The following is a 22,892-nucleotide window of genomic DNA, read 5'->3' on the forward strand; positions in this document are numbered from 1 at the left end:
ATGCCATCATCTTTGCCCCAAACCTACTTAGTTATACTTACAAGCATATTATTAATTCTAGCAATTGTAGTTGGTCGTCAAGTGTTAAAGGTAAGAAGAAATGAAATTAATCTGGCCAAGTTAGAGAAGAGTGGCGCAATTGATTCAAGTAAATCTGAGAACTTATATGAATTAGGCTCTGCTCAATTAAAAAAGCGATTATATCCACAAGCTACAATTAGTCTAAAAAAGGCGCTAAAACAAATTACTGATGAGCCAAGTGAAGCAAAAGCAATTATTGAGAATGCCTTAGGTTTTTCATTGGCTGCACAAGATAAATTTAACGAAGCAATAAAACATTATAAAAATGCTATCAGAGAAAAAAATGATTACCCTGTAGCAATGAATAATTTAGCATTTGCTAAGCAAAAACTATTACAAGAAGACGAGGCATATGATCTATATAAAGAGGTTCTAGAAATAGATCCAAATAATAAAACAGCAATTAAACAACTAGGTAAATTGAATAAAAGGAAAAAAAGTAGTTCGGAAAATATTATTTATAAAAAAGGTTTTTAATTCTATTTAGATTCAATGAACAATAATTCATCTTCCTTATCTATAGGAAACAAATTATTTAAAAGTAGGCTTTTAATTGGTACCGGAAAGTATCAAACTCTCAATCAAATGCAAGAAAGCATTATTAACTCAGAATGTGAAATTGTTACCGTTGCTGTCAGAAGAGTTCAATCGTCAGAATCTTCACATAAAGGCTTAATGGAAGCAATTGATTGGAAAAAATTGTGGATGCTTCCTAATACTGCAGGTTGCACTAATTCGGAAGAAGCAATACGTATTGCAAAAATGGGTCGAGAACTTGCCAAGTTGTCCGGTCAAGAAGACAACAATTTTGTCAAGCTAGAAGTCATTCCAGATAATAGATATCTTCTTCCAGACCCATTTGGCACCCTAGAAGCTGCTGAAGCACTTATTAAAGAAGGATTTGTTGTAATGCCATATATCAATGCTGATCCTCTATTAGCAAAAAGACTTGAAAATATTGGTTGTTCATGCGTAATGCCGTTAGGTTCTGCTATTGGATCAGCCCAAGGAATTCGCAATGAAAGCAATATTCGAATAATTATTGAAAATTCAAATGTTCCTGTAATTGTAGATGCTGGTATTGGAGTACCTAGTCATGCCGCTGAGGCAATGGAAATGGGTGCAGACGCAGTTCTAATCAATAGCGCAATTGCTTTAGCAAAGGATCCCAAATCGATGGCGGAAGGAATGTGTAAAGGCGTTCACGCTGGCCGAAAAGCCTTCTTGGCAGGACGCTTAGTTGAACAGCCTTTAGCCAATCCAAGCTCACCTTGTACAGAAATATCTAAATCTTCTTACGTTCAATAGCGTAACGGTAAGTAACAGAAGTACTAAGAACTAAGAGGAAATTCATATTCTCCCTCGAGGAATATTAGTGAAATGACAATTACCAACGAGTCTGGCGGTAGACAAAATGCATTTGCAAATGAGCCAAGAATCGAAGTAATTAATTCAAGACCTAGTAGTTATAAGCGGTTTCAGCTATTAGCCCTACTTGGTGCAATAGCATTAATTAGTATTATTGGTATTTATTTAGTTATTTAGTCAAAGCTTATAGTAGCTTTTCTAGTACTTTGGGTCCTCGGATCTTCACTCCTGGAGTTTTGGGTGAAAGTTTTTGTTCTTGGTGGTGACGGCTTCTGTGGTTGGCCTTGTTCAGTGAACTTGGCTGAACACGGGCACGATGTCTTAATCGTTGATAATCTCAGCCGTCGAAAAATAGATATCGATTTGGAAGTGGAATCTCTTACGCCCATTGCCAATATTCGAGAGCGTTTGGAAGCTTGGCAAGAAATAGGGGGGAATCCTATCCGCTTCAGTCAGATGGATATTGCTAGTGAATACCAGCGTTTATTAGATTTGATTATTGAAGAACAACCTGATGCAATAGTTCATTTTGCTGAACAGCGTGCTGCTCCTTACTCAATGAAAAGCAGTGCAACCAAAAGATATACTGTGGACAATAATGTCAATGGTACGCACAACCTCTTAGCCGCAATTGTTGAATCAGGGTTAGACGTACATGTAGTTCATTTAGGCACAATGGGGGTATATGGATATGGATCCCATCGAGGTGCAACTATTCCTGAAGGATATTTAAAAGTCGAAGTTCCTCAACCTGATGGAAGCCGTTTTGAAGAAGAAATTCTTCACCCAGCCAGTCCAGGAAGTGTTTACCATATGACTAAGACACTTGATCAGTTACTTTTCCTTTATTACAACAAAAACGATAACGTTAAAATTACTGACTTACATCAAGGAATAGTTTGGGGTACTAATACTGAAGCGACTGGAAAAGATCCCCGGTTAACTAATAGATTTGACTACGATGGTGATTATGGGACAGTCTTAAATAGATTCCTAATGCAAGCTGCGATCAACTATCCACTCACAGTACATGGAACTGGCGGACAAACTCGGGCCTTTATTCACATTAGAGACTCAGTAAAATGTGTTCAACTTGCTCTAGAAAACCCTCCTGAAAGTGGAGAAAGAGTAAAAATATTCAACCAAATGACCGAGAGTCATCAAGTTGGAGAATTAGCAAAAAAAGTAGCGAAATTAACAGGAGCTGAAGTGAATTACTTGCCAAATCCACGAAATGAAGCTGTAGAGAATGATCTGATAGTAGATAATCGTTGCTTCATTGAACTCGGTCTAAAGCCCACAACATTGGATGATGGTCTTCTCACAGAGGTTGTAGAAGTAGCTCGCCGTTGGTCTGATAGATGTGATAAAAAACGTATACCATGTATATCTGCATGGACCGCAAACCAAGCAAAAGCAATAAAACAGTCAAAGTAATTCAATCAAGTGAAGATAGCTTTTTTTACCGAAACTTTTCTGCCCAAAGTAGATGGAATTGTTACTAGGCTAACAAAAACCATTGAAAGTCTTACGGATGCAGGAGATGAAGTAATTATCTTTTGCCCAGAAGGTTGCCCAGAAGAATATATGGGTGCAAAGGTTGTTGGTGTACCAGCCATGCCCTTACCTCTTTATCCAGAGCTAAAGCTTGGTCTTCCAGGAGCATCTGTATCGGATGCACTAGAAACTTTTAAACCAGATCTTATACATGTTGTGAACCCTGCCGTGCTAGGTCTTGGCGGGATTTGGCTAGCAAAAACTAATGGAATTCCACTTGTAGCGAGTTATCACACACATCTGCCCAAATACCTGGAACATTATGGAATGGGAATGCTTGAGCCATTGCTTTGGGAGCTTTTAAAAGCTGCTCATAATCAAGCAATGCTAAATCTTTGTACCTCAACTGCAATGGTCAAAGAATTAAGTGAGAAAGGTATTCAAAATACAGCTTTATGGCAGCGCGGAGTAGATACACAGAATTTTCGTCCAGAACTCAGGAACAACAATATGCGAAAAAAACTATTAGGCAAATTTAGTGATGAAGGAGCTCTACTTATCTATGTAGGAAGGTTATCTGCAGAAAAACAAATTGAACGAATTAAACCTGTTCTTGAAGCCTTACCAAATGCAAGACTTGCTCTTGTAGGAGATGGCCCTTTTAGAAATCAACTAGAACAAATCTTTGAAAATACTCCTACCACTTTCATTGGTTATCTTGCAGGTGAAGAACTTGCTAGTGCATATGCTTCAGGAGATGCTTTTTTATTCCCATCCAGTACCGAAACATTAGGCTTGGTTCTATTAGAGGCTATGGCAGCTGGATGCCCAGTAATAGGAGCTAATAAAGGAGGAATTCCAGATATAATTACCGACGGAATAAATGGATGTCTTTATGATCCTGACGGCGAGAACAATGGTACTGAAAGTCTTATCAAAGCGACTGAAAAGTTATTGGGAGATAATAAAAACGAGCGTCAATCCATGAGAGAAGCAGCAAGACTAGAAGCAGAACGTTGGGGCTGGCCAAGTGCAACTGAACAACTCAAAAGCTTTTACACTCAAATCTTGGAAAAAAATACTACCAATAATATTGCTGCATAATCACTCAAATCAAACTAAGCGGCATGTGGAGGAGGAGTAGGAGATCCAATACGCTGAAAAGGTAAAATCAAAGTAGCGAGCCTTTCAGGAATCTGAGGTCTTTTTCTTCTGGGATGCCGAACACCAAAAGGAACTCTCACTACATTAGTACCATCAACATTTAATATTTGACCTTTGCTTAACGTGGACTCATCAATGCCTGATAATAACGGCAAAGTCAATTCATCCTTCGCTAAGCCTTTGTCCAGTTGATTACAAGAAATGTCTTTAAACAAGTTGCCCCCATGCAACGTGATAACTGCTAAAGAGAAATCCAACTCTTAGATGCAGCATTAAAAGCCAATATTTTGGTTTTCGCTCAAAATTTAACTATTAAATAAGAAATAAGCTAGTGCTGTTAGAAAATTAGGTTTCTGAAAGTTCTTCTAAAGTGCTACAAGAACAAACTAAATTCCTATCACCAAAAGCATTATCTATTCTTGAAACAGCTGGCCAAAACTTGTTCATAAACTGATCTTTTAATGGAAAAGCAGCCTGTTGGCGAGTATATGGTCTATCCCAAATTTCAGCAGTGACTGTTTCCATTGTGTGAGGGGCCAAACGCAAAGGGTTATTACTTAAATCAGTAATTCCAGACTCAATCGCATCAATTTCTGACCTTATAGAAATCATCGCCTCACAAAAACGATTGATTTCCTCAAAACTTTCACTTTCTGTTGGTTCAATCATCAAAGTACCAGCCACTGGCCAGCTAATAGTTGGAGCATGGAATCCATAATCCATTAATCTCTTAGCGACATCATCCACTTCGATTCCAGTAATACGTTTAATTGATCTCAAGTCCAAAATGCATTCATGTGCAACTTTCCCATTAGGTGCTTTAAATAAAACTTGAAAATAAGGATCTAATTTATTAGCAATATAATTTGCTGAAAGAATTGCTAAAGAGCTTGCTTGACGTAGGCCATCTGCGCCCATCATTCGTATATACATCCAACTAATAGGCAAAATACTTGCGCTTCCTAAAGGTGAAGCAGATATAGCTCCTATTGCAGCATTATTATCAGAAGCATGAAAATTCTTTGATGGTAAAAAAGCAACTAGATGCTTTGCCACAGCAATTGGACCAATACCTGGGCCTCCACCTCCATGGGGAATGCAAAACGTCTTATGTAAGTTTAAATGGCATACATCAGCCCCAAACGCACCTGGCCGACAAAGTCCAACTTGTGCATTTAAATTAGCTCCATCTAAATACACTTGACCACCATGTAGATGAACTTGATCGCAAATCTGCCGAATATTGGGCTCAAATACACCATGTGTAGATGGATAAGTAATCATTAAAGCCCCTAATTCAGAAGAATATGTTTCTACTTTCAAAACAAGATCTTCAAAATCAATATTTCCATATTCATCACACTCTACGGCTACAACTTTAAACCCTGCCATCACTGCACTTGCGGGATTTGTTCCATGAGCACTTTTAGGAATCAAACAAATATTCCTATCGGCCTGATTAATAGCTTTATGCCAAGCACGTATTACCAGCAAGCCTGCAAACTCTCCTTGGGATCCGGCATTTGGTTGAAGCGAAACACCATCAAAACCTGTAAGAGCACACAACCAACCTTCTAATTGTTCTGACAAGTATCCATAACCTTTTGCTTGATCAGATGGAACAAAAGGATGAATTGAAGAAAATTCTTTCCACGTAATTGGTAACAATTCAGCTGTGGCATTTAATTTCATTGTGCAACTGCCCAAAGGAATCATTCCATTGACTAATGAAAAATCTCGACTGGCTAATTTTTGGATATACCGCATTAACTCAGTTTCAGTTCTATAGTTATTAAAAACTTGCTGCTTTAACCAAGGAGTAGTTCTTAAAGGTAAAGATGTTAAAGACTCCTTAAAATTAAAATTAGTATTTTCTCTAGGCTCGAAATTCTTATCTTTGACATCTGCAAAAATTTTGCATAATTTATATAATTCTTTTGTAGTGCTTAACTCATCAAAAGATACTGCAAAACCTTTAGATTTTTCTATAGAAGCACCTAAAGGAAGAATTCTTAAATTAAAACCACTTAATATTGATAATCTATGAATTTCTGGTGCTTCTAAGCAATGAATTTCTAATGTGTCAAAACGACAGTCAGGAGCAAAAGTATATCCAAATTCTTTTAAATATAATTCTAATTGTGATCGCAGGTAAATAATATTTTTAGCTATCTCTTCTAAACCATGCGGTCCATGATAAACAGCATAAAAAGAAGCAATGGTCGCTAATAGAGCTTGTGCAGTGCAAATATTACTTGTAGCTTTATCTCTGCGAATATGCTGTTCTCTAGTTTGTAAAGCCAATCGCAACGCAGAATGACCTTTGGAATCTATAGATTGACCGACTAATCTGCCTGGAACTAGTCGCTTATATTCCTCTTTAATAGCAAAGAACGCAGCATGAGGGCCGCCAAAGCCTATAGGCACTCCAAAACGCTGAGAACTGCCTATAGCAATATCAACGCCAAGTTGACCCATAGGAGCAATTAAAACCTGTGCCAAAGGATCTATAGCTACAGTTACTAAAGCATTAAATTCATGAGCTTGAGCGATTAGCGAAGAAGGATCCCAAAGTTGTCCACTTTTCCCTGGCAATTGAATGAGTAGACCAAAAACAGTTTCATTAATAACTAAATCTGTAAGATTAACTACCTCTATATCTAACTCCAAAGGCTCTGCTCGTGTTTTAAGAACTGCAAGTGTCTGAGGAAGTACCTGATCATCAACAATAAATTTACGAGCTTTAGTTTGCTTATTTACTGCAAAACTAAGGCTCATTGCCTCAGCTGCAGCAGTACCTTCATCTAAAAGTGAAGCATTAGCAATAGGTAAACCTGTTAATTCAGTAATTAAAGTCTGAAAATTAAAGAGAGCTTCTAATCTGCCCTGTGCAATTTCAGCTTGATAAGGAGTATATGAGGTATACCAAGCGGGGTTTTCAAAAACATGTCGCTGAATCACTGCAGGTGTGTATGTCCCGTAATATCCAAGACCAATCAAAGAGCGTTTAATTTGGTTCTTCTTAGCAATTGATCGCAATTCTTCTAACGCCTCGATTTCATTCAATGCCTTTGGCAACAATTCATCTGGAGGTTGAGCATCAAGAATTTCCTCAGGAACAACAGAAGAAATAAAATCATTTATATCGGCATGTCCTAAAGCATTCAAAATCTCTACTTGAGCCTCTTCTATGAGACCAAGATGACGATCTGAAAATTTTGAAGCTTTAGTGTTTCTCACAATTAATTTGTTCCAAATTTACAAGAAATACACTTATTTCGAAGACACTTTTTCAGAATATATTTCTGATGACATCAATTTGTCTAATTGACTTGCATCAGAAGGCTTAACAAGTAATAGCCACCCTTCTCCATGTGGATCATTTTGCAACTCTTCAGGACTATTTAGAACAGATTCATTTATTTGTAATACCTCCCCTCCAATCGGAGCATTCATGTCCTCTACAGCCTTAACGGACTCGACAGAGCCAAAACTGATTCCTTGTTCTAACAAAGTGCCAATTCCAGGAAGATCAACAAAAACTATGTCCCCTAATTGATCTACAGCAAAAGCACTAATGCCTATTCGAACTAAATCTCCTTCGGGACAGGCATATTCATGACTATCAGCAAAGCGAAACTTTTTTGGAAAATCAAAAATCATTAGCCATTAAGAGCAAAGGTAAACAATCATTAAATCTAAGGCAAATCTACAATTCCTGATTGAACTAATGCAATGACTGCTTGGGTAATTGCAATTTTAATATGCGCTCTATGTGTGCCGCCTTGAACATATAGATTATAAGGAGGACGTAATGGTGCATCTGCCGAAAATTCACTTGTACTACCATCAACAAAAGTGCCTCCAGCCATAATCAAATCTGATTCATAGCCAGGCATAGAAGAAGGAATTGGATTTACATAAGAACTGACAGGAGAACAAAGTTGAAAAGACCTGCAAACTATTTCAAGAGTTTCAACATTACCTAGGCAAACAGATTGGATCAAATCACTACGAAATTGTCCAGGCAAAGGATTGACTTTAAAGCCAAGCTTCTGAAACACACCTGAAATAATATCAGCCCCAATTAAAGATTCCGCGACCATTTGCGGAGATAAGAATAGGCCCTGCAAAACAAGTCTATTTAGATTAAAACTAGTCCCCACATCACTTCCAATTCCAGGCGCTGTTAATCTGTTACAAGCCTTATCTACTAAAACAGATTTACCAGCTATATATCCACCGGCAGGAGCAATCGTCCCTCCCAAATTTTTAAGCAATGATCCTGCAATTAAGTCTGCTCCAACATGGTTAGGCTCCTGCAATTCAACAAACTCTCCATAACAATTATCCACAAAACAAACACAATTAGGTTGTTTTATATGACAAATATCACAGATTTTTTTTATATCAGCAATAGACAAAGATTGCCTCCATGAATATCCACAACTTCTTTGTATAAATATCATTTCCCTTGAAACCTCTAAAGCCTTTTCTAAAGATTTTAAATCAATCTCTCCATCATTAAAAACAGATATTTCATCATAATTTATACCAAAATCCAATAAAGATCCCTGTCCTTTTCCTCGTAAACCTATCACTTCCTCAAGGGTATCATACGGTTTTCCAGTAATAGATAGTAAATTATCTCCTGGTCTTAAAATACCAAATAATATAGAAGATATTGCATGGGTACCACTAACAAATTGCATTCGAACTAAAGCTTTTTCTGCTCCTAAAACATTTGCAAAAACTTTATCTATCAAGTCACGACCCAAATCACCATGACCAATTCCACTAACAGATTGAAAATGCTGAGGTCCTAATCCTTCAGTAGAAAATGCCTGTAATATCTTTGACAAACTTATTGCAACATCTTGAGTTCTTTGATCAGCTACTTCTTTTAAATCTGCTTCTACCTTTGAAACAAGATTGCTAACCCTCGGATAACAATATTCATTACTCAAAAATTGCTTATCTTTTATATTCACAATGAATTCTTTTTTTGAATCTGTGCAGAATCATCTGGTACTAGAACTCTTGCTCTGAGACTTTCTAGAAACAAATCTACAGTTTGAATATTAGATGGAAAAATTTTTTGATAAGTTGCGAACAAATCTAATAATTCACCATCTAATTCTTCAGCGGTATAGTCCTTTAAACCTGACATAACGGCAGCAAATCTTTCTCGACGATCAGATTTATTAACAGGATAGGCTGCCATAACTTCTTCACGACATTGTCTCCAAGGTCTTTTGTTGCATAAATGATCTGATAAAGCTCCACTAAGGTTCCCTGCTTCTTCTTCCTCAATAAACCAATCAAAAATAGATGGCAAAGGAGACAATCCAATGAAAATTTCAAACAAATCACCTGCAGTCAATGGTTTCTTATCGTCATCTAATAAAGGAATAGCTGAATCGGCAAGAATTTGAAGCAACTCCGGATGATCCTCCTTAAGACGATCCCTTATCCCATCAATTCCTTGATAAAGAACATGATTAACTTGTGACAATGCAAGAAAAACTTCTGGCCCAGGTGATGAAAGTTTTCCATTACGAAGATTGGAAATTTGAGAATTATGAACTCTTCCTAAATCCAGGCAATCAGCTAGGGCAGGCAAAACTTTATGAGACCAACTATTGCGCTCATGCCAAATATGAATGAGGTGGGCCATTGATCGCCTACCTTTCAATAATCGATCGCGAAAACCAAGACTCATAACTAAATCATACAAAAGATCAAGCCAGAGCCCTGATACTGATCCTTATCAAGTACTATAATAGGCTATTGTTAATAAGGTCAATGTGGTGTCCAGCGTGATTGAAGCAACGGCTCCGTTAAGAAGGCCAGTATCCGCAGATAAAGCACTGGCTGCATCAGAGAAGCTTCAAGTAAAAACTAAAAAAGAATTGAGGTATCCACGCAAATTTAAACGGCGCTGGGGAACTGTAGGTTTCATGGGAGCTATCCATGCCTTAACAATTTTTGCTCTACTTCCAAGGTTCTGGAGTCTTCAGAATATAGCTGCATTATTAATTCTTTATTGGGTTACAGCCTGTTTAGGAGTCACGTTGGGTTATCACAGACTGCTTTCGCATAGAGCTTTCAAAGTTCCTCACTGGCTAGAGAGGTTTTTTGCAACCTGCGGGGCTTTAAGTTGCCAACATGGACCTATTGACTGGGTAGGACTTCACAGACATCATCACACATTTTCAGATACAGATGCTGATCACCACAACAGTAAAAAAGGATTTTGGTGGAGTCATATGGGATGGATGTTTGAACCAATTCCAGCACTGCAAACAGTTCCTAATTTCAGTGGAGATCTTATTCAAGACCCCTATTACAGATTTTTAAACAAAAACTTTTTGCTACTTCAAATTCCATTAGGAGCATTGCTTTACTGGATTGGCCATGGCTCTGAATCAGGAGGCTGGTCCATGGTTCTATGGGGCATTCCATTCCGTTTGGTTGTCGTTTATCACGTGACATGGCTTGTTAATTCAGCTACTCATTGCTGGGGCAATGTTGCATTTGATAGTGGAGATGGATCTAAAAACAATTGGTGGGTAGCAGCTCTTACCTTCGGAGAAGGCTGGCATAACAATCACCATGCTTATCCAAGCTCAGCTCGTCAAGGATTATTTAAAGGTCAAATTGATCTAACTTGGCAACATATTCGTTTACTCCATGCTTTAGGCCTTGCTAAAAAGATACGATTACCCATGAAGCCTTAAGATTAACTCTTAAAATAATTAACTGAAATTCAACTTCGTTGAATCTGATCCAATTCCTTTAAACAACGATGGCGAAAAGAGTAAAAGTAGTTCTCAAAGAAGATATTCTCAGCCTTGGCAAGGATGGGGATGTTGTTGAGGTAGCACCAGGGTATGCACGCAATTTCCTCCTTTCTCAACAGAAAGCTTTAGCGGTCACTCCTTCAGTTCTAAAACAAGTTGAATATCGTTTAGCAAAAAAAGCTGAGCTTGAGGCTGCCAAAAAGCAAGAAGCTATTGATTTTGAAACTGCGCTTAAAACTATTGGCAGATTTAGCATTAAAAAGCAAACAGGGGAAGATGGCGTTCTTTTTGGCACAGTCACAAATGGTGACGTCTCAGAAGCGATTCAATTAGCTACACAAAAAGAAATAGATCGAAGAAATATCATTGTTCCTGAGATTCATGAAACGGGAAAGTATAAAGTACAAGTAAAGCTTCATAGCGAAGTCACCGCTGAGATTAATCTTGAAGTAATTGGTAACTAAGATTTAGTTGCAAGCTTGATCTTTCAAGCCAAAGTAGGTATCTCTGCTAATTAATATGAAATGGTTAATGTTCCTTTCCCTAAAAACGAAAAACCAAGCAACTATCAAGGGATAAATAGTAAGCATTATGAAAATTCTCAATCTAGAGGATTTGAAGGGCAACAAGATCTAGTTCCACCGCAAAATCTTGAAGCCGAGGAGGCAGTTATTGGAGGCATTCTATTAGATCCCGATGCCATTAATCGCATTGCAGATTTAGTTCAAGCAGAAGCTTTTTACCTCAGTGCACACCGAAAAATCTTTAGAACTGCTTTGATGCTGAATAGTCAAGGTAAGCCAACTGATTTGACATCAATGAGTGCTTGGTTAGCAGATACAGGAGAACTAGAAAGCATTGGAGGTAATAATCGATTGGTTGAATTAGTAGAAAAAATATCTTCCACAGCTTCTATAGAACAAGTTGCAAAATTGATTACCGACAAGTTCCTTCGACGCCAACTGATACGGTCTGGTAACGAAGTTATAAAACTTAGTTTTGATCAAAGTATGCCCATGGAGGAATTACTTGATAAAGCAGAACAAAAAATATTTTCCATTAGCCAAGAAAAACCTTCTAAAGGACTGATTCCAACTGCAGAGATTCTCACAAGCACATTTAATGAAATCGAGAGTCGTTCACTTGGAACAGCTATGGCTGGTATTCCGGTAAATTTCTACGATCTTGACGCAATGACTCAAGGTCTACAACGAAGTGACTTAATTATTGTTGCAGGAAGGCCAGCAATGGGGAAAACATCCATTGTTCTCAATTTGGCAAAAAACGTTGCCCAGATTCATGATTTACCTATTTGTGTGTTCAGCTTGGAAATGAGTAAAGAGCAACTCACTTATCGCCTGCTATCTATGGAGGTTGGCATTGAAAGTGGAAGACTTAGAACTGGGAGATTAAATCAGGAAGAATGGCCCCTTCTAGGACAAGGAATTAATACACTTGGTCAACTGCCAATTTTCATAGATGACAAGCCTAATTTAGGAGTGTTAGAAATGCGCTCTCTTTGCAGACGTTTAATTGCTGAACAAGGCAAAGACCTTGGGCTGATTGTTATCGACTACCTGCAACTAATGGAAGGATCAACACCTGATAACAGAGTTCAAGAACTCTCAAGGATCACAAGAGGTTTGAAAGCAATGGCACGTGAACTAAAAGTACCAGTAATAGCCCTTTCCCAATTAAGTAGAGGTGTTGAATCAAGAACCAACAAAAGACCAATGCTTAGTGATCTTCGTGAATCAGGATCTATCGAACAAGATGCAGATCTCGTTCTAATGATCTATAGAGATGAGTATTACAATCCTGAAACTCCTGATAGAGGAATTACCGAAGTGATCGTTACAAAACATCGAAATGGTCCTATAGGAACAGTTAAGTTACTTTTCGAGCCTCAATTTACAAGATTCAGAAATCTTGCAAACTAAGCAATAAATGTGCCAGACGTCAGTACTGAAAATTGTGAGATGAGTAATTACAGCAATGCCAAAGAAAAGTTTGATGTAATTGTTGTTGGTGGTGGTCATGCAGGTTGCGAAGCTGCAATAGCTACTGCAAAATTAGGCCTTTCCACAGCCTTATTTACTCTGAATCTTGATCGGATTGCATGGCAACCATGTAATCCTGCAGTTGGAGGTCCCGCCAAAAGTCAATTAGTCCATGAAGTAGATGCTCTTGGGGGAGTTATTGGTCGTTTAGCAGATTCAACAGCTCTACAAAAAAGGATCCTAAATGCCAGCAGAGGACCAGCCGTTTGGGCTCTTAGGGCTCAAACAGATAAAAGGCAATACTCTATTGAAATGCTTCAAATGCTTCAAGAAACACCAAATTTAAGTCTTCGAGAAGCAATGGTAACCGATTTGGAAATAAAGAGTTCTCCCAATAGAAAAAAAATAAAAGAGCAATCAGAAGAAAAAACAATAGGTCAGGTCCAAGGCATAAAAACTTATTTTGGCAGTATCTATCTAGCCAAAGCAGTAATTCTTACTACTGGTACTTTCCTTAAAGGGAAAATATGGATTGGGAATCAATCAATGGATGCTGGTCGCGCAGGAGAACAAGCTGCAACAGGTCTCACCGAAGCACTTCAAAAGCTTGGTTTTGAAACAAGTCGCCTAAAAACTGGAACTCCTCCAAGAGTTGATAGAAGAACAATTGATCTTGGCAGTTTAGAAGAACAAAAAAGTGATGCTGCAGATCGATTTTTTTCTTTCGATCCTGAGCGATGGAAAAGTGGGCAACAAATGAGTTGTTATATGACGCGCACTACTCAAAAAACACACCAACTTATCAAAAATAATCTTCATCTCACACCTATATATGGAGGATTTATAAATAGCAAAGGTCCACGATATTGCCCTTCAATTGAAGATAAAATTGTTCGTTTTTCCGATAAAGAATCACACCAGATTTTTCTAGAGCCCGAAGGTAGAAATACGCCCGAAATATATATACAGGGGCTATCGACTGGATTACCTGAAGGAATGCAATTGCAACTACTTCGGACTCTACCTGGTCTAAAAAATTGTGTAATGCTTCGTCCAGCCTATGCAGTTGAGTATGACTATCTTCCAGCAACTCAACTACTAGCCTCACTAGAAACAAAGAAAATAGAAGGTCTATTTAGTGCAGGACAACTTAATGGCACAACTGGCTATGAAGAAGCCGCGGCTCAAGGTCTAGTTGCTGGATTAAATGCTGCCAGGTACGTTAATAATCAAGATGCAATTATATTTCCTAGAGAAGAAAGTTATATCGGTACTATGATTGATGATCTTATAAAAAAAGATCTAAGAGAGCCATATAGAGTTTTAACTAGTAGAAGTGAGTATCGACTAATACTTCGAGGAGATAATGCAGACAGACGACTTACTCCACTAGGATACAAAGTAGGCCTGGTTAATGATTATCAATGGAATATTTTTCAAATTAAGCAAAGTAATATGGAAAAAGAAAAGAAAAGGTTAGAGCAACAAAGAATAAAAGATAGTGATCCTATTGCTTTAAAAATAGAGAAAGAAAGTGGCGCATCAATTAAAGGATCTATAACCCTAGCGAATCTCTTACGCAGACCAGGAATGCATATGAATAATCTAATTCGGCATAAATTAGCTAACAACTCTCTCCCATTAGATGTTAGAGAAGGAGTAGAAATAGATATTAAATATAGTGGGTACTTAAAACGCCAAAATTTGCAAATAGAGCAAATAAAAAAACAAAATAAGAGAGCACTGCCTTCGGAGGTTAATTACACAAATATAAAAACACTATCTCAAGAAGCTCGTGAAAAATTAAATGCAACCCAACCAAAAACATTTGGGGAAGCTAGTCAATTGCCCGGTGTAAGTAAAGCAGATCTCAGTGCATTGCTTATCTGGCTTAAAATTCAAAACCGCAAAAGTCATGCAGCAAAAATTAGAAATAATGAAGCCAAAATAAAACTTCATTCAAACTTAGGAGTTGATTTCTGAAAAACAAATTACTGCAATCGCCGGAGCCAATCTGGGAAGCACTCACAACGTCAGTCATATCAGGCAAAGTTCCTATAAAGTTGCCTGGGGCATGGCAATTGATGCTTTTAGGAGATGGAAGCCCTACGCGACATCTCAGTCTATTAACTGGCTATGAAGTAAAAATTGAGCTTATTGCAATGGAGTCAGATCTTAGTCCCGTTAAAAACGCACCTAAAGAAGTCAACGAACTTAAACATCCCTTATTGAGAAGGCAAGTTTGGCTGCAATGTGGTTCTCAAACACTTGCATGGGCAGAAAGCTGGTGGAATAAGAATGAAGCAGAACATCACTTAAAAAATAAAAATCAACCAATTTGGCAAAGCTTGACACAGGGACGTTCTGAATTATTTCGTGAAGTAGATGGACTAGCTTTAGTCAAAGCTGAATGGTTAGAGAATAAATTCAAAATCAAAGGACCTTTTTGGAGCAGGCATTATCGATTTTTTAGGCATGAACGAGAACTAACAGTCATAAGAGAAGTATTCAGCCCAGAATTGGAAGAATGGCTTGGAAGCTCAGGTCGGGAACAAATCGAGTATCTTTGATTAACTTAATTTCTTCTCCGACTAGATCGAGGTAAAGGACGCCCCCCTTGAATTTTCTGCTGCTTAGTGGAATTCTCCAAACCTTTAGTTTTACGTCCATCTTGCTCTTGCAAAGAATCCCGTTCCCATCTTTCAACTCGAAAAGAAGAATCATCAGGCCATTGATCTACAACATCAGGCGAAACATTTTCTTGATCTGCAGCTGATAGCGCCTTAGGAACTCTTAAAGATATTGCCTGTAAAGGTCTCTTCGTTATTGGAATGGTCTGTCGCACATCTGTGTCGAATTCTATAGGAGTAGACCAATCATCTTCTTCTTCAAAAAACCAATCAATTTTTTCTTCTACCCATCTGCCCATATTATTAAATCCAGAACGATTATCCTTTCTTCGTTGTCCAGGTCTATTACCAGCAACACCATCAACCAATTGCCTCCCACTTTCGACCCATTTATCCATACGCCGTTCTATAGCATCTCTCGAACGCTGGCGACGTTGATTTGAATAACGGCTTCTATTCATAGAAAATTTTTCTTGAAATTAGTACAATTACAAATTCAAAATGATAAAGATTTGAAGCAATGAACAAACGAACTAAATCATGATTCGTAATAACAAGTGAATCATCATTTCTGTATATTAAGAGGCTCATAAATTAGAACACAACTTGCATGCCACTTTCCACCGTGAAAAGTTTCGCAGCAATGCCTACACGCTACTCCTTTGACAAGACGTTTATAAGGAGAACGTAAGCCACAAGAAGGACAGACTCCCCACCACTTGGGCAATTTTACAGGAACTGGGAATTGATGGCGAACATTTATTTGAAAATTTTTCTGTAAAGAATTAATGAGTTTCATTCGAGCATGAAAATTAGGCCCATGGCCCTCTGAAACTTTTAGGACAAGATCAATCCAAGCATGAATCATCTCGTGACACAAAGTGCTTTCCAAGGCACTTTGTGGGAGATTTTCTAACACTGGACTAGATAAAACAATCTCGCAAACCCTTTTACCTCCAGCCATTATCCCATTACGATAAAATCCAGCTGTATTACGTAATCTGCCATCACTCCATCTTATCGAAACGATTGGCTTATCGTCTTTGACTAGTAAGCCATCAAAATAGTCACGATTAAAACGATGAAATATGGGCAATAGGGGAATTAGTGGCATGAATTCTTTAAGAGAACAGCGCTACTAAAGAGAAGGCATGACATTCTGTCTAAAACATAGTGACTGTGAAATAGTCTTATCCCTAAAGTTAGTAAAACTAACTTTATCTTTTACAGCATTTAGAAAATGGATGGGGCACTAGTCAAAGCAATCGGCATCAAAACACTTCTTTATGGAGGGGGTGCCTTACTACTGTTATGGACTTTTAACGCCATAAAGCTAGTAATAGGAGCTAGAGGAATTAATCCTCTGATCAAGCAGTTCTTCGATCAAATAGCGTCAGGTCGAATAGATGGTGCGTACAGGCTTACAACCAAAACCTATAAGCAACATGTCAATCGTCAAGATTTCCTCAAATTCTTAAAAGAACTGCAATTGAACAAATACAAAAACTTGAAGTCAGGCCGACCTCGTATCGAAAACAATCAAATTCTGCTGACTTTAAATCTCAAATCAGAGGACAAATCAACTCAATTACCTTTGGAATTTACTTTCACCAAAGTCGACAAAGATTGGAGAATCAATCGAATTGCTAGGGCAAACAGTTAGCAAAAGCTCCTACTTCAAATCTCAGTGGCAGAAACGAATCATTCCAAGCGGATTTCCGAGCTTCGTTCTCTTCTGAACAAAGCTAATCACGCCTATTACATACTTGATTCACCTTTGATAGAAGATGCAGTTTTTGATCGTCTTTATAGAGAACTCATTGAACTTGAAAAACAATATCCGTCTTTAGTGACACCCGATAGTCCATCGCAACGATTAGGAAACAAGCCAGCAACAAAATTTGAAAGCATTAAACACCGAATTCCCTTACAAAGCCTAGATAATGCTTTTAATTTTGATGAACTCAATTATTGGCATTCAAGAATGCAAAAGCATCTTAAAAGTCATTCCGCCATGGTGTGTGAATTAAAAATAGACGGCAATGCTTTAGCTCTTAGTTATGTGAATGGGGTGCTAACAAGAGGAGCTACTAGAGGCGATGGTGCTGAAGGAGAAGAAATTACAGCAAATGTCAAAACTATCGTTTCAATACCATTATCCCTACATCTGCAAAATCCACCTGCTTGGGTTGAAATTAGAGGAGAAGCATTTATTCCAAATAAAGTTTTTATTTCTCTCAACAAAGAACGTCTAAAAGAAGAAAAACAACTTTTTGCAAACCCTAGGAATGCCTGCTCTGGAACACTTAGACAATTAGATTCTCGAATAGTTGCATCAAGACATCTAGATTTTTTTGCCTACACAATTCATTTGCCAGACGATTGGATACCAGGTGAAACAGACCCCAAAAAACCAAAAGGGCAATGGGAAGCATTGCTATGGCTAAAAGCAGCAGGTTTTAGAGTCAATCCAAATGCCAAATTAATTTCTCAACCAGATCAAGTTGAAAAGTTCTGCATTGATTGGGAAAAACGTCGACACCAGCTTCCTTATACAACTGATGGGATAGTCATCAAAATAGATGACTTCAAACTACAAAAAACTTTAGGAATAACCCAAAAAGCACCTAGGTGGGCCATAGCCCTGAAATATCCCGCAGAGGAAGCACCCACACAATTAAATAAATTAATATTTCAAACAGGTAGAACGGGAACTGTTACACCCGTTGCTGAATTTAACCCAATTCCTCTGGGAGGGACATTAGTAAGCAAAGCAACTTTGCACAATGCAAATAGATTATCTGAACTTGACATTCATGAAGGAGACACAATTGTTATACGTAAAGCTGGCGAAATTATTCCTGAAGTTATTCGAGTTATTAAAGAATTAAGGCCTAACAATGCAAAAAAATTAGTTCTACCTGAAAAATGTCCAGAATGTAACTCAAAACTCTTAAAAGAAACTGGTGAGGCAGCAACTAAATGTCTAAATAATGATTGTCCTGCAATTCTTCGAGGAGTGCTCCGTCATTGGGTCAGCAAGGGTGCTATGAACATAGATGGTTTTGGAACAAAGCTTGTAGAACAATTAGTTAAGAGAAAGATCATTAAATCGATTGCAGGAATATATGAACTTAAAGAAAAAAATTTAGAAAATCTTGAAAGAATGGGTACAAAATCAGCAGAAAAGCTTTTAATTGAAATTAATAACTCAAAAAAACAACCATGGCACAAACAACTTTATGGCTTGGGAATTTTACATATAGGCGAAGCTAATGCAAAAGCAATTGCTGAAGTGTTTCCAAGCATATCTCTACTCGCTGATGCAGCGATTGCATCTCCTGAATCCATTTCAAATATTTATGGAATTGGAAGTGAAATCACAGAATCTCTTCATAAGTGGTTTAATTGTTCGATAAATCAAAACTTAATAAAGGAATTAAAAGACTTAGGTATTGCACTAGAAAGAGTTAACGAGGAAGGGGCAATAGATAATATATTGATGCAAGAAAAGCTTCAATTCTCTGGCAAAACTTTTGTTATTACAGGTACGATGCCATCCTTAAGCAGAGCAAATTTAGAAGAGCTAATTGAACGTGAAGGTGGCAAAGTAAATTCATCAGTTAGCTCAAAAACCAATTATCTAGTCGCAGGAGAAAAACCTGGAAATAAGTTAAAAAAAGCTAAAGAACTTGGGATAAAGGTCATTAATGAGCAAGAATTAATGACACTTATTAGCAATTAAAGAAATGAAAAGACCTATAATCTTCTCTTTAATTAAGACCACTTGTGGCAGGGAAAAGTATAATCAGCTTGTCCAAAAAAAAGATTTAATTGGACAAATTAGACTTATTTGGTTTATATCAATAGCAACAATTAAAGATTGGAATATAAAATCAATAGATTAATTTATTTCATTTGAATCTTTTAACGATTTATTTACACCTCTTGCCAAAATAAAAACTACTATAGCAGTAGAAATCAAGCTAAGTATAGTATAGAAAAGGGAATTCCATTCACTTTTATTAGAAAGAATCTCATTAAATCGAGATATTTCTCCAGCCAAAGATCCCAACGAGCAATATAAAAATGTACCTGGAGCAATAGCAAGTAAACCTATTAAAAAATCTCTAAATTTTACATTGCTAATACCATAAGCAAGATTTAAAAGACCAAATGGAAAGGCTGGCGAAAGTCTCATCATAATAATTAGTTTTAAACCTTCATTAGTAATAGTATTTTCAATTGATTGTAATTTAGGCCATAAAGATAAGCGGCTTTGAATCCAACTTCTTAAAAATATCCTTACTGAATAGAAAGTTAAAACTGCCCCCAAAGTAGCACCGATAAAAACAAAAATACTTCCAAGGAATGAACCATAAATCAATCCTGCAAGCATCGAGATCCATGAACTTGGTAATAAAATGCTTACCCAAAATGCATAAAGTATTATAAAAAAAATAATCCCCAAAGAGGAGTTGAGAAAAGACGCTTGACTTTGAAATAAGTTTTGTATAACACTCATAATAGAAGCTTAGGCTTTCATTTCAAACCTAATAATCGTTGACGAACTAGTTCAGCTTGAGCTTCTGCATCAGAAAGCTTCAACCTACATTCCTCAATAACTTTCTCGGGAGCCTTTTGAACAAAACTAGGATTATCTAGACGTTTGGAGAGAATACTCAGTTCATTTTCAGCCTTAGACAAATCTTTCTGAAGCCTGTTCCTCAAAGCCTGCAAATCCACTAAACCTTCGATAGGCAAAAGAACTTCTAACTCCCCAGAAACACCTGCTAAAGATCTTCCGCTGGATTCTTCGAATATTTCTCTGGGATGAAGAATCTCAACTTTATTTGCTCGAGTCAGCGCTTGGATATCTTGAGTCGCCTTCTTTAACAGATTTAAGAGATTTTGATTCTTAGTAACAAAGCGAACAGGTGCTCTTTGAGATGGCTTTAAACCTGCCTCTGCTCTTAAATTACGAACCAAACGAATCGCTCCAAACAATTCAGAAAAAGATAGTTCCAAGTCTTCATCTATTAGGTCTTTATCTAAAGCTGGCCAAGACTGAAGTGCAAGTAACTTTTTATTGGAAAAACCTGTAACTCCATGCCAAAGTTCTTCAGTAAGGTGAGGCATCAAAGGATGCATCATTACTAAGAGTTCTCTTAAAACTTTAAACATAACTATTTGCGATTTCTTACGATTACTCAAATCAGCTTCACTAGGAGATTCACCAAGATTCAAACGTCTCTTAATTAATTCCAAATACCAATCACAAAAATCATTCCAAGCAAATTCATATAACCCTTTAGCTGCCTCACCAAGCGCATATTTTTTATAACGTTTAGCTGTTTCGTTATTTACCTTTGAAAGCTTCGATAAAATCCATTGATCTGATAATTCCAAACGATTGTGCTCTAATTCATCAAATGTCTCCTTAAAAGTTGTATCCCCAAGATTAATTAAAGCAAATCTAGTTGCATTCCATAATTTATTTGCAAAGTTTCTAGCAGCCTCAACTGTTGCAGAGGTATCTTTTGCCCGATCATAATCAATACGAATGTCTTGACCTGCTCCTGCTACCTCTTTCACTAAAGCAAAACGAAGGGCATCAGTTCCATATCGATCTATAAGTAAAAGTGGATCAATACCATTTCCTGCACTTTTACTCATTTTGCGATTTTGTTCATCTCTGACTAAGCCATGAATATACACATCAGCAAAAGGCATCTTTCCTGTAAAAGCACCTGCCATCATTGTCATTCTCGCAACCCAGAAAAATATTATGTCAAAGCCAGTCACCAAAGTATTAGTGGGATACCAGCGTGATAAGTCAGCATTCGTTTTATCTGGCCAACCCAAAGTAGAAAAAGGCCACAAACCACTTGAAAACCAAGTATCGAGAACATCCTCATCTTGTCTAAGTACAGCATCAGTTCCATATTTTTTCTGTGCCTCCAAAAGCGCATCTTTTTCTGAAAGAGCAACTATATATGGAGTGTCATCTGTAAGTTCATTATTCGTTTCACTTACAACAAACCAAGCTGGAATACGATGTCCCCACCACAATTGTCTGCTAATGCACCAATCGCGAATACCTGTTAACCAATCCCTATAAACTTTTGCCCAACGATCGGGATAAAAGCGAGGTTCATCTTTGCCAAGATGCGAACGACAGCGCTCTGCCATAGGTTCCATGCGGACAAACCACTGAGTTGAAAGCAAAGGTTCTATAGGAACCTTACCTCTATCAGAAAAAGGAACGCTATGCCGATATGGTTCTACCTTGGTCAATAATCCCTTTTGCTCTAATGCTTTAACAACTGCTTTACGAGCTTCAAAACGATCAAGGCCTTCGAAAGGACCTGCCTCAGCATTCATAGTGCCATCTTTATTCATCACTGTGATCTGCCGCAAATTATGTCGCTGACCAATTGCAAAATCATTCGGATCGTGCGCAGGCGTAACTTTGACACATCCTGTACCGAAATCCATATCAACATGATCATCAGCTATAACAGGAATTTCACGACCCAGAAATGGCAAAGTAAGTGTTTGACCAACAATGTTTGAATATCTACTGTCTGAGGGATTTACAGCAACAGCAACATCACCCAACATAGTTTCAGGCCTAGTAGTGGCCACCTCAAGAAATCTGATTCCATTTGAATCATTAATCTTGGAGAGTGGATATTGGAAATGCCAAAGATACCCATCAACTTCTTTAGTCTCTACTTCTAAATCACTAACTGCCGAAGAAGAAGCAGGACACCAATTCACAAGATATTCTCCTCTATAAATCAATCCTTGTTGGTGTAAACGTACAAATGCCTCTGAGACAGCCTTGCTTAATCTTGTATCCATTGTGAACCTTTCTCTCTTCCAATCAACTGAATAACCCAAACGTCGTAATTGCTCAACAATTCGACCACCACTTTCTGATTTCCATGCCCATGCTCGCTCTAAAAAAGCTGATCTTCCTAATTCATCTCTAGTAAGACCCTCTTTTTTTAACTGTTTTTCTAAAATTGTTTGAACAGCAATCGATGCATGATCTGTCCCTGGTAAACAAAGTACATTTTTGCCTTGCAAACGTTGAAATCTAACAATTGTATCTATTAATGCTGTATTAAAAGCATGGCCCATATGCAGGCTGCCAGTGACATTTGGAGGAGGAATAACCACTGAAAACGGCTCACCTTCATCATTAGGGTCTGGATGAAAGGCACCCTCTTCCTCCCATATTTTTTGCCAACGACACTCTGTTCCTAAAGGGTCATATCTCTTAGACAATGCATCTACTGCATGATCTAAATTTTCTGAATCAGGCTGGTCAACCACAAGAA

General features: G+C 37.7%; 21 protein-coding genes. 12 read left to right on the plus strand and 9 right to left on the minus strand.

The window, feature by feature from the left end; genetic code table 11:
• The 5 genes from PRO_RS08980 (at position 1) to PRO_RS09000 (ending at position 4,050) form a co-directional block, all read left to right on the plus strand.
• Positions 1-558, plus strand: a complete 558-nt coding sequence (locus tag PRO_RS08980) for a tetratricopeptide repeat protein (RefSeq protein WP_011125972.1) — start codon at positions 1-3, stop codon at positions 556-558.
• A gap of 15 nt (positions 559-573) precedes the next feature.
• Positions 574-1,389, plus strand: a complete 816-nt coding sequence (locus PRO_RS08985; RefSeq protein ID WP_011125973.1) for a thiazole synthase — start codon at positions 574-576, stop codon at positions 1,387-1,389.
• Positions 1,390-1,461: 72 nt separating this feature from the next.
• The gene (locus PRO_RS08990; protein WP_011125974.1) at positions 1,462-1,626 is read left to right on the plus strand and encodes a DNA-binding protein; all 165 of its coding nucleotides are present in this window, start codon (positions 1,462-1,464) and stop codon (positions 1,624-1,626) included.
• Positions 1,627-1,689: 63 nt separating this feature from the next.
• Positions 1,690-2,886 (plus strand): NAD-dependent epimerase/dehydratase family protein, encoded by a 1,197-nt coding sequence (locus PRO_RS08995; protein ID WP_011125975.1) that lies wholly within the window; start codon positions 1,690-1,692, stop codon positions 2,884-2,886.
• A gap of 9 nt (positions 2,887-2,895) precedes the next feature.
• Positions 2,896-4,050, plus strand: a complete 1,155-nt coding sequence (locus PRO_RS09000) for a glycosyltransferase family 4 protein (RefSeq protein ID WP_011125976.1) — start codon at positions 2,896-2,898, stop codon at positions 4,048-4,050.
• A 14-nt stretch (positions 4,051-4,064) separates the two neighbouring features.
• Here PRO_RS09000 and PRO_RS09005 read toward each other — a convergent pair whose 3' ends face one another.
• The 5 genes from PRO_RS09005 to PRO_RS09025 form a co-directional block, all read right to left on the minus strand.
• A complete protein-coding gene (locus PRO_RS09005; protein WP_011125977.1) occupies positions 4,065-4,367 on the minus strand; it encodes a hypothetical protein in 303 nt (100 codons plus the stop codon).
• A gap of 88 nt (positions 4,368-4,455) precedes the next feature.
• Complete coding sequence (gene gcvP / locus PRO_RS09010) at positions 4,456-7,350, minus strand: aminomethyl-transferring glycine dehydrogenase (protein WP_011125978.1); 2,895 nt, start codon at positions 7,348-7,350, stop codon at positions 4,456-4,458.
• 33 nt (positions 7,351-7,383) lie between these two features.
• The gene (gcvH, locus tag PRO_RS09015) at positions 7,384-7,773 is read right to left on the minus strand and encodes a glycine cleavage system protein GcvH (RefSeq protein WP_011125979.1); all 390 of its coding nucleotides are present in this window, start codon (positions 7,771-7,773) and stop codon (positions 7,384-7,386) included.
• 35 nt (positions 7,774-7,808) lie between these two features.
• On the minus strand, positions 7,809-9,095 hold the full coding sequence (locus PRO_RS09020; protein WP_225866426.1) for an aminotransferase class I/II-fold pyridoxal phosphate-dependent enzyme: 1,287 nt from the start codon (positions 9,093-9,095) through the stop codon (positions 7,809-7,811).
• A 2-nt stretch (positions 9,096-9,097) separates the two neighbouring features.
• Positions 9,098-9,832, minus strand: a complete 735-nt coding sequence (locus PRO_RS09025; RefSeq protein WP_036892573.1) for a hypothetical protein — start codon at positions 9,830-9,832, stop codon at positions 9,098-9,100.
• An 85-nt stretch (positions 9,833-9,917) separates the two neighbouring features.
• Between PRO_RS09025 and PRO_RS09030 the strand changes: the two genes are divergently transcribed.
• The 5 genes from PRO_RS09030 (at position 9,918) to PRO_RS09050 (ending at position 15,483) form a co-directional block, all read left to right on the plus strand.
• Complete coding sequence (locus PRO_RS09030) at positions 9,918-10,850, plus strand: acyl-CoA desaturase (protein WP_011125982.1); 933 nt, start codon at positions 9,918-9,920, stop codon at positions 10,848-10,850.
• 68 nt (positions 10,851-10,918) lie between these two features.
• Entirely contained in the window at positions 10,919-11,377 is a 459-nt protein-coding gene (rplI, locus tag PRO_RS09035) for a 50S ribosomal protein L9 (protein WP_011125983.1), read from the plus strand.
• A 60-nt stretch (positions 11,378-11,437) separates the two neighbouring features.
• Entirely contained in the window at positions 11,438-12,853 is a 1,416-nt protein-coding gene (gene dnaB, locus PRO_RS09040; RefSeq protein WP_011125984.1) for a replicative DNA helicase, read from the plus strand.
• A gap of 39 nt (positions 12,854-12,892) precedes the next feature.
• The gene (gene mnmG / locus PRO_RS09045) at positions 12,893-14,896 is read left to right on the plus strand and encodes a tRNA uridine-5-carboxymethylaminomethyl(34) synthesis enzyme MnmG (RefSeq protein ID WP_011125985.1); all 2,004 of its coding nucleotides are present in this window, start codon (positions 12,893-12,895) and stop codon (positions 14,894-14,896) included.
• A gap of 29 nt (positions 14,897-14,925) precedes the next feature.
• Positions 14,926-15,483 (plus strand): chorismate lyase, encoded by a 558-nt coding sequence (locus tag PRO_RS09050; protein ID WP_193328877.1) that lies wholly within the window; start codon positions 14,926-14,928, stop codon positions 15,481-15,483.
• A 5-nt stretch (positions 15,484-15,488) separates the two neighbouring features.
• Here the strand turns inward: PRO_RS09050 and PRO_RS09055 are convergent, their stop codons facing one another.
• Both PRO_RS09055 and PRO_RS09060 read right to left on the minus strand, forming a co-directional pair.
• Positions 15,489-16,004 (minus strand): hypothetical protein, encoded by a 516-nt coding sequence (locus PRO_RS09055; protein ID WP_011125987.1) that lies wholly within the window; start codon positions 16,002-16,004, stop codon positions 15,489-15,491.
• Positions 16,005-16,108: 104 nt separating this feature from the next.
• Positions 16,109-16,657, minus strand: coding sequence for a SprT family zinc-dependent metalloprotease (locus tag PRO_RS09060; protein WP_011125988.1), 549 nt, complete (start codon positions 16,655-16,657; stop codon positions 16,109-16,111).
• 126 nt (positions 16,658-16,783) lie between these two features.
• Between PRO_RS09060 and PRO_RS09065 the strand changes: the two genes are divergently transcribed.
• Both PRO_RS09065 and ligA read left to right on the plus strand, forming a co-directional pair.
• On the plus strand, positions 16,784-17,206 hold the full coding sequence (locus PRO_RS09065) for a membrane protein (RefSeq protein WP_011125989.1): 423 nt from the start codon (positions 16,784-16,786) through the stop codon (positions 17,204-17,206).
• Between the two features lie 24 nt (positions 17,207-17,230).
• Complete coding sequence (gene ligA / locus PRO_RS09070) at positions 17,231-19,288, plus strand: NAD-dependent DNA ligase LigA (RefSeq protein ID WP_011125990.1); 2,058 nt, start codon at positions 17,231-17,233, stop codon at positions 19,286-19,288.
• Between the two features lie 159 nt (positions 19,289-19,447).
• Here ligA and PRO_RS09075 read toward each other — a convergent pair whose 3' ends face one another.
• Positions 19,448-20,068, minus strand: coding sequence for a TVP38/TMEM64 family protein (locus tag PRO_RS09075; RefSeq protein ID WP_011125992.1), 621 nt, complete (start codon positions 20,066-20,068; stop codon positions 19,448-19,450).
• 17 nt (positions 20,069-20,085) lie between these two features.
• A complete protein-coding gene (locus PRO_RS09080) occupies positions 20,086-22,887 on the minus strand; it encodes a valine--tRNA ligase (protein WP_011125993.1) in 2,802 nt (933 codons plus the stop codon).
• Between the last annotated feature and the right edge of the window lie 5 nt (positions 22,888-22,892).

This window comes from Prochlorococcus marinus subsp. marinus str. CCMP1375, from assembly GCF_000007925.1.
GTDB lineage: Bacteria > Cyanobacteriota > Cyanobacteriia > PCC-6307 > Cyanobiaceae > Prochlorococcus_E > Prochlorococcus_E marinus.

What these genes read in the sequence shown, in the direction of transcription:
- PRO_RS08980 (WP_011125972.1), top strand. Translation starts at nt 1, where the DNA reads ATGCCATCATCTTTGCCCCAAACCTACTTAGTTATACTTACAAGCATA.
- PRO_RS08985 (WP_011125973.1), top strand. Translation starts at nt 574, where the DNA reads ATGAACAATAATTCATCTTCCTTATCTATAGGAAACAAATTATTTAAA.
- PRO_RS08990 (WP_011125974.1), top strand. Translation starts at nt 1,462, where the DNA reads ATGACAATTACCAACGAGTCTGGCGGTAGACAAAATGCATTTGCAAAT.
- gcvH (WP_011125979.1), bottom strand. Translation starts at nt 7,773, where the DNA reads ATGATTTTTGATTTTCCAAAAAAGTTTCGCTTTGCTGATAGTCATGAA.
- PRO_RS09025 (WP_036892573.1), bottom strand. Translation starts at nt 9,832, where the DNA reads ATGAGTCTTGGTTTTCGCGATCGATTATTGAAAGGTAGGCGATCAATG.
- rplI (WP_011125983.1), top strand. Translation starts at nt 10,919, where the DNA reads ATGGCGAAAAGAGTAAAAGTAGTTCTCAAAGAAGATATTCTCAGCCTT.
- dnaB (WP_011125984.1), top strand. Translation starts at nt 11,438, where the DNA reads ATGGTTAATGTTCCTTTCCCTAAAAACGAAAAACCAAGCAACTATCAA.
- mnmG (WP_011125985.1), top strand. Translation starts at nt 12,893, where the DNA reads ATGAGTAATTACAGCAATGCCAAAGAAAAGTTTGATGTAATTGTTGTT.
- PRO_RS09055 (WP_011125987.1), bottom strand. Translation starts at nt 16,004, where the DNA reads ATGAATAGAAGCCGTTATTCAAATCAACGTCGCCAGCGTTCGAGAGAT.
- PRO_RS09060 (WP_011125988.1), bottom strand. Translation starts at nt 16,657, where the DNA reads ATGCCACTAATTCCCCTATTGCCCATATTTCATCGTTTTAATCGTGAC.
- PRO_RS09065 (WP_011125989.1), top strand. Translation starts at nt 16,784, where the DNA reads ATGGATGGGGCACTAGTCAAAGCAATCGGCATCAAAACACTTCTTTAT.
- PRO_RS09075 (WP_011125992.1), bottom strand. Translation starts at nt 20,068, where the DNA reads ATGAGTGTTATACAAAACTTATTTCAAAGTCAAGCGTCTTTTCTCAAC.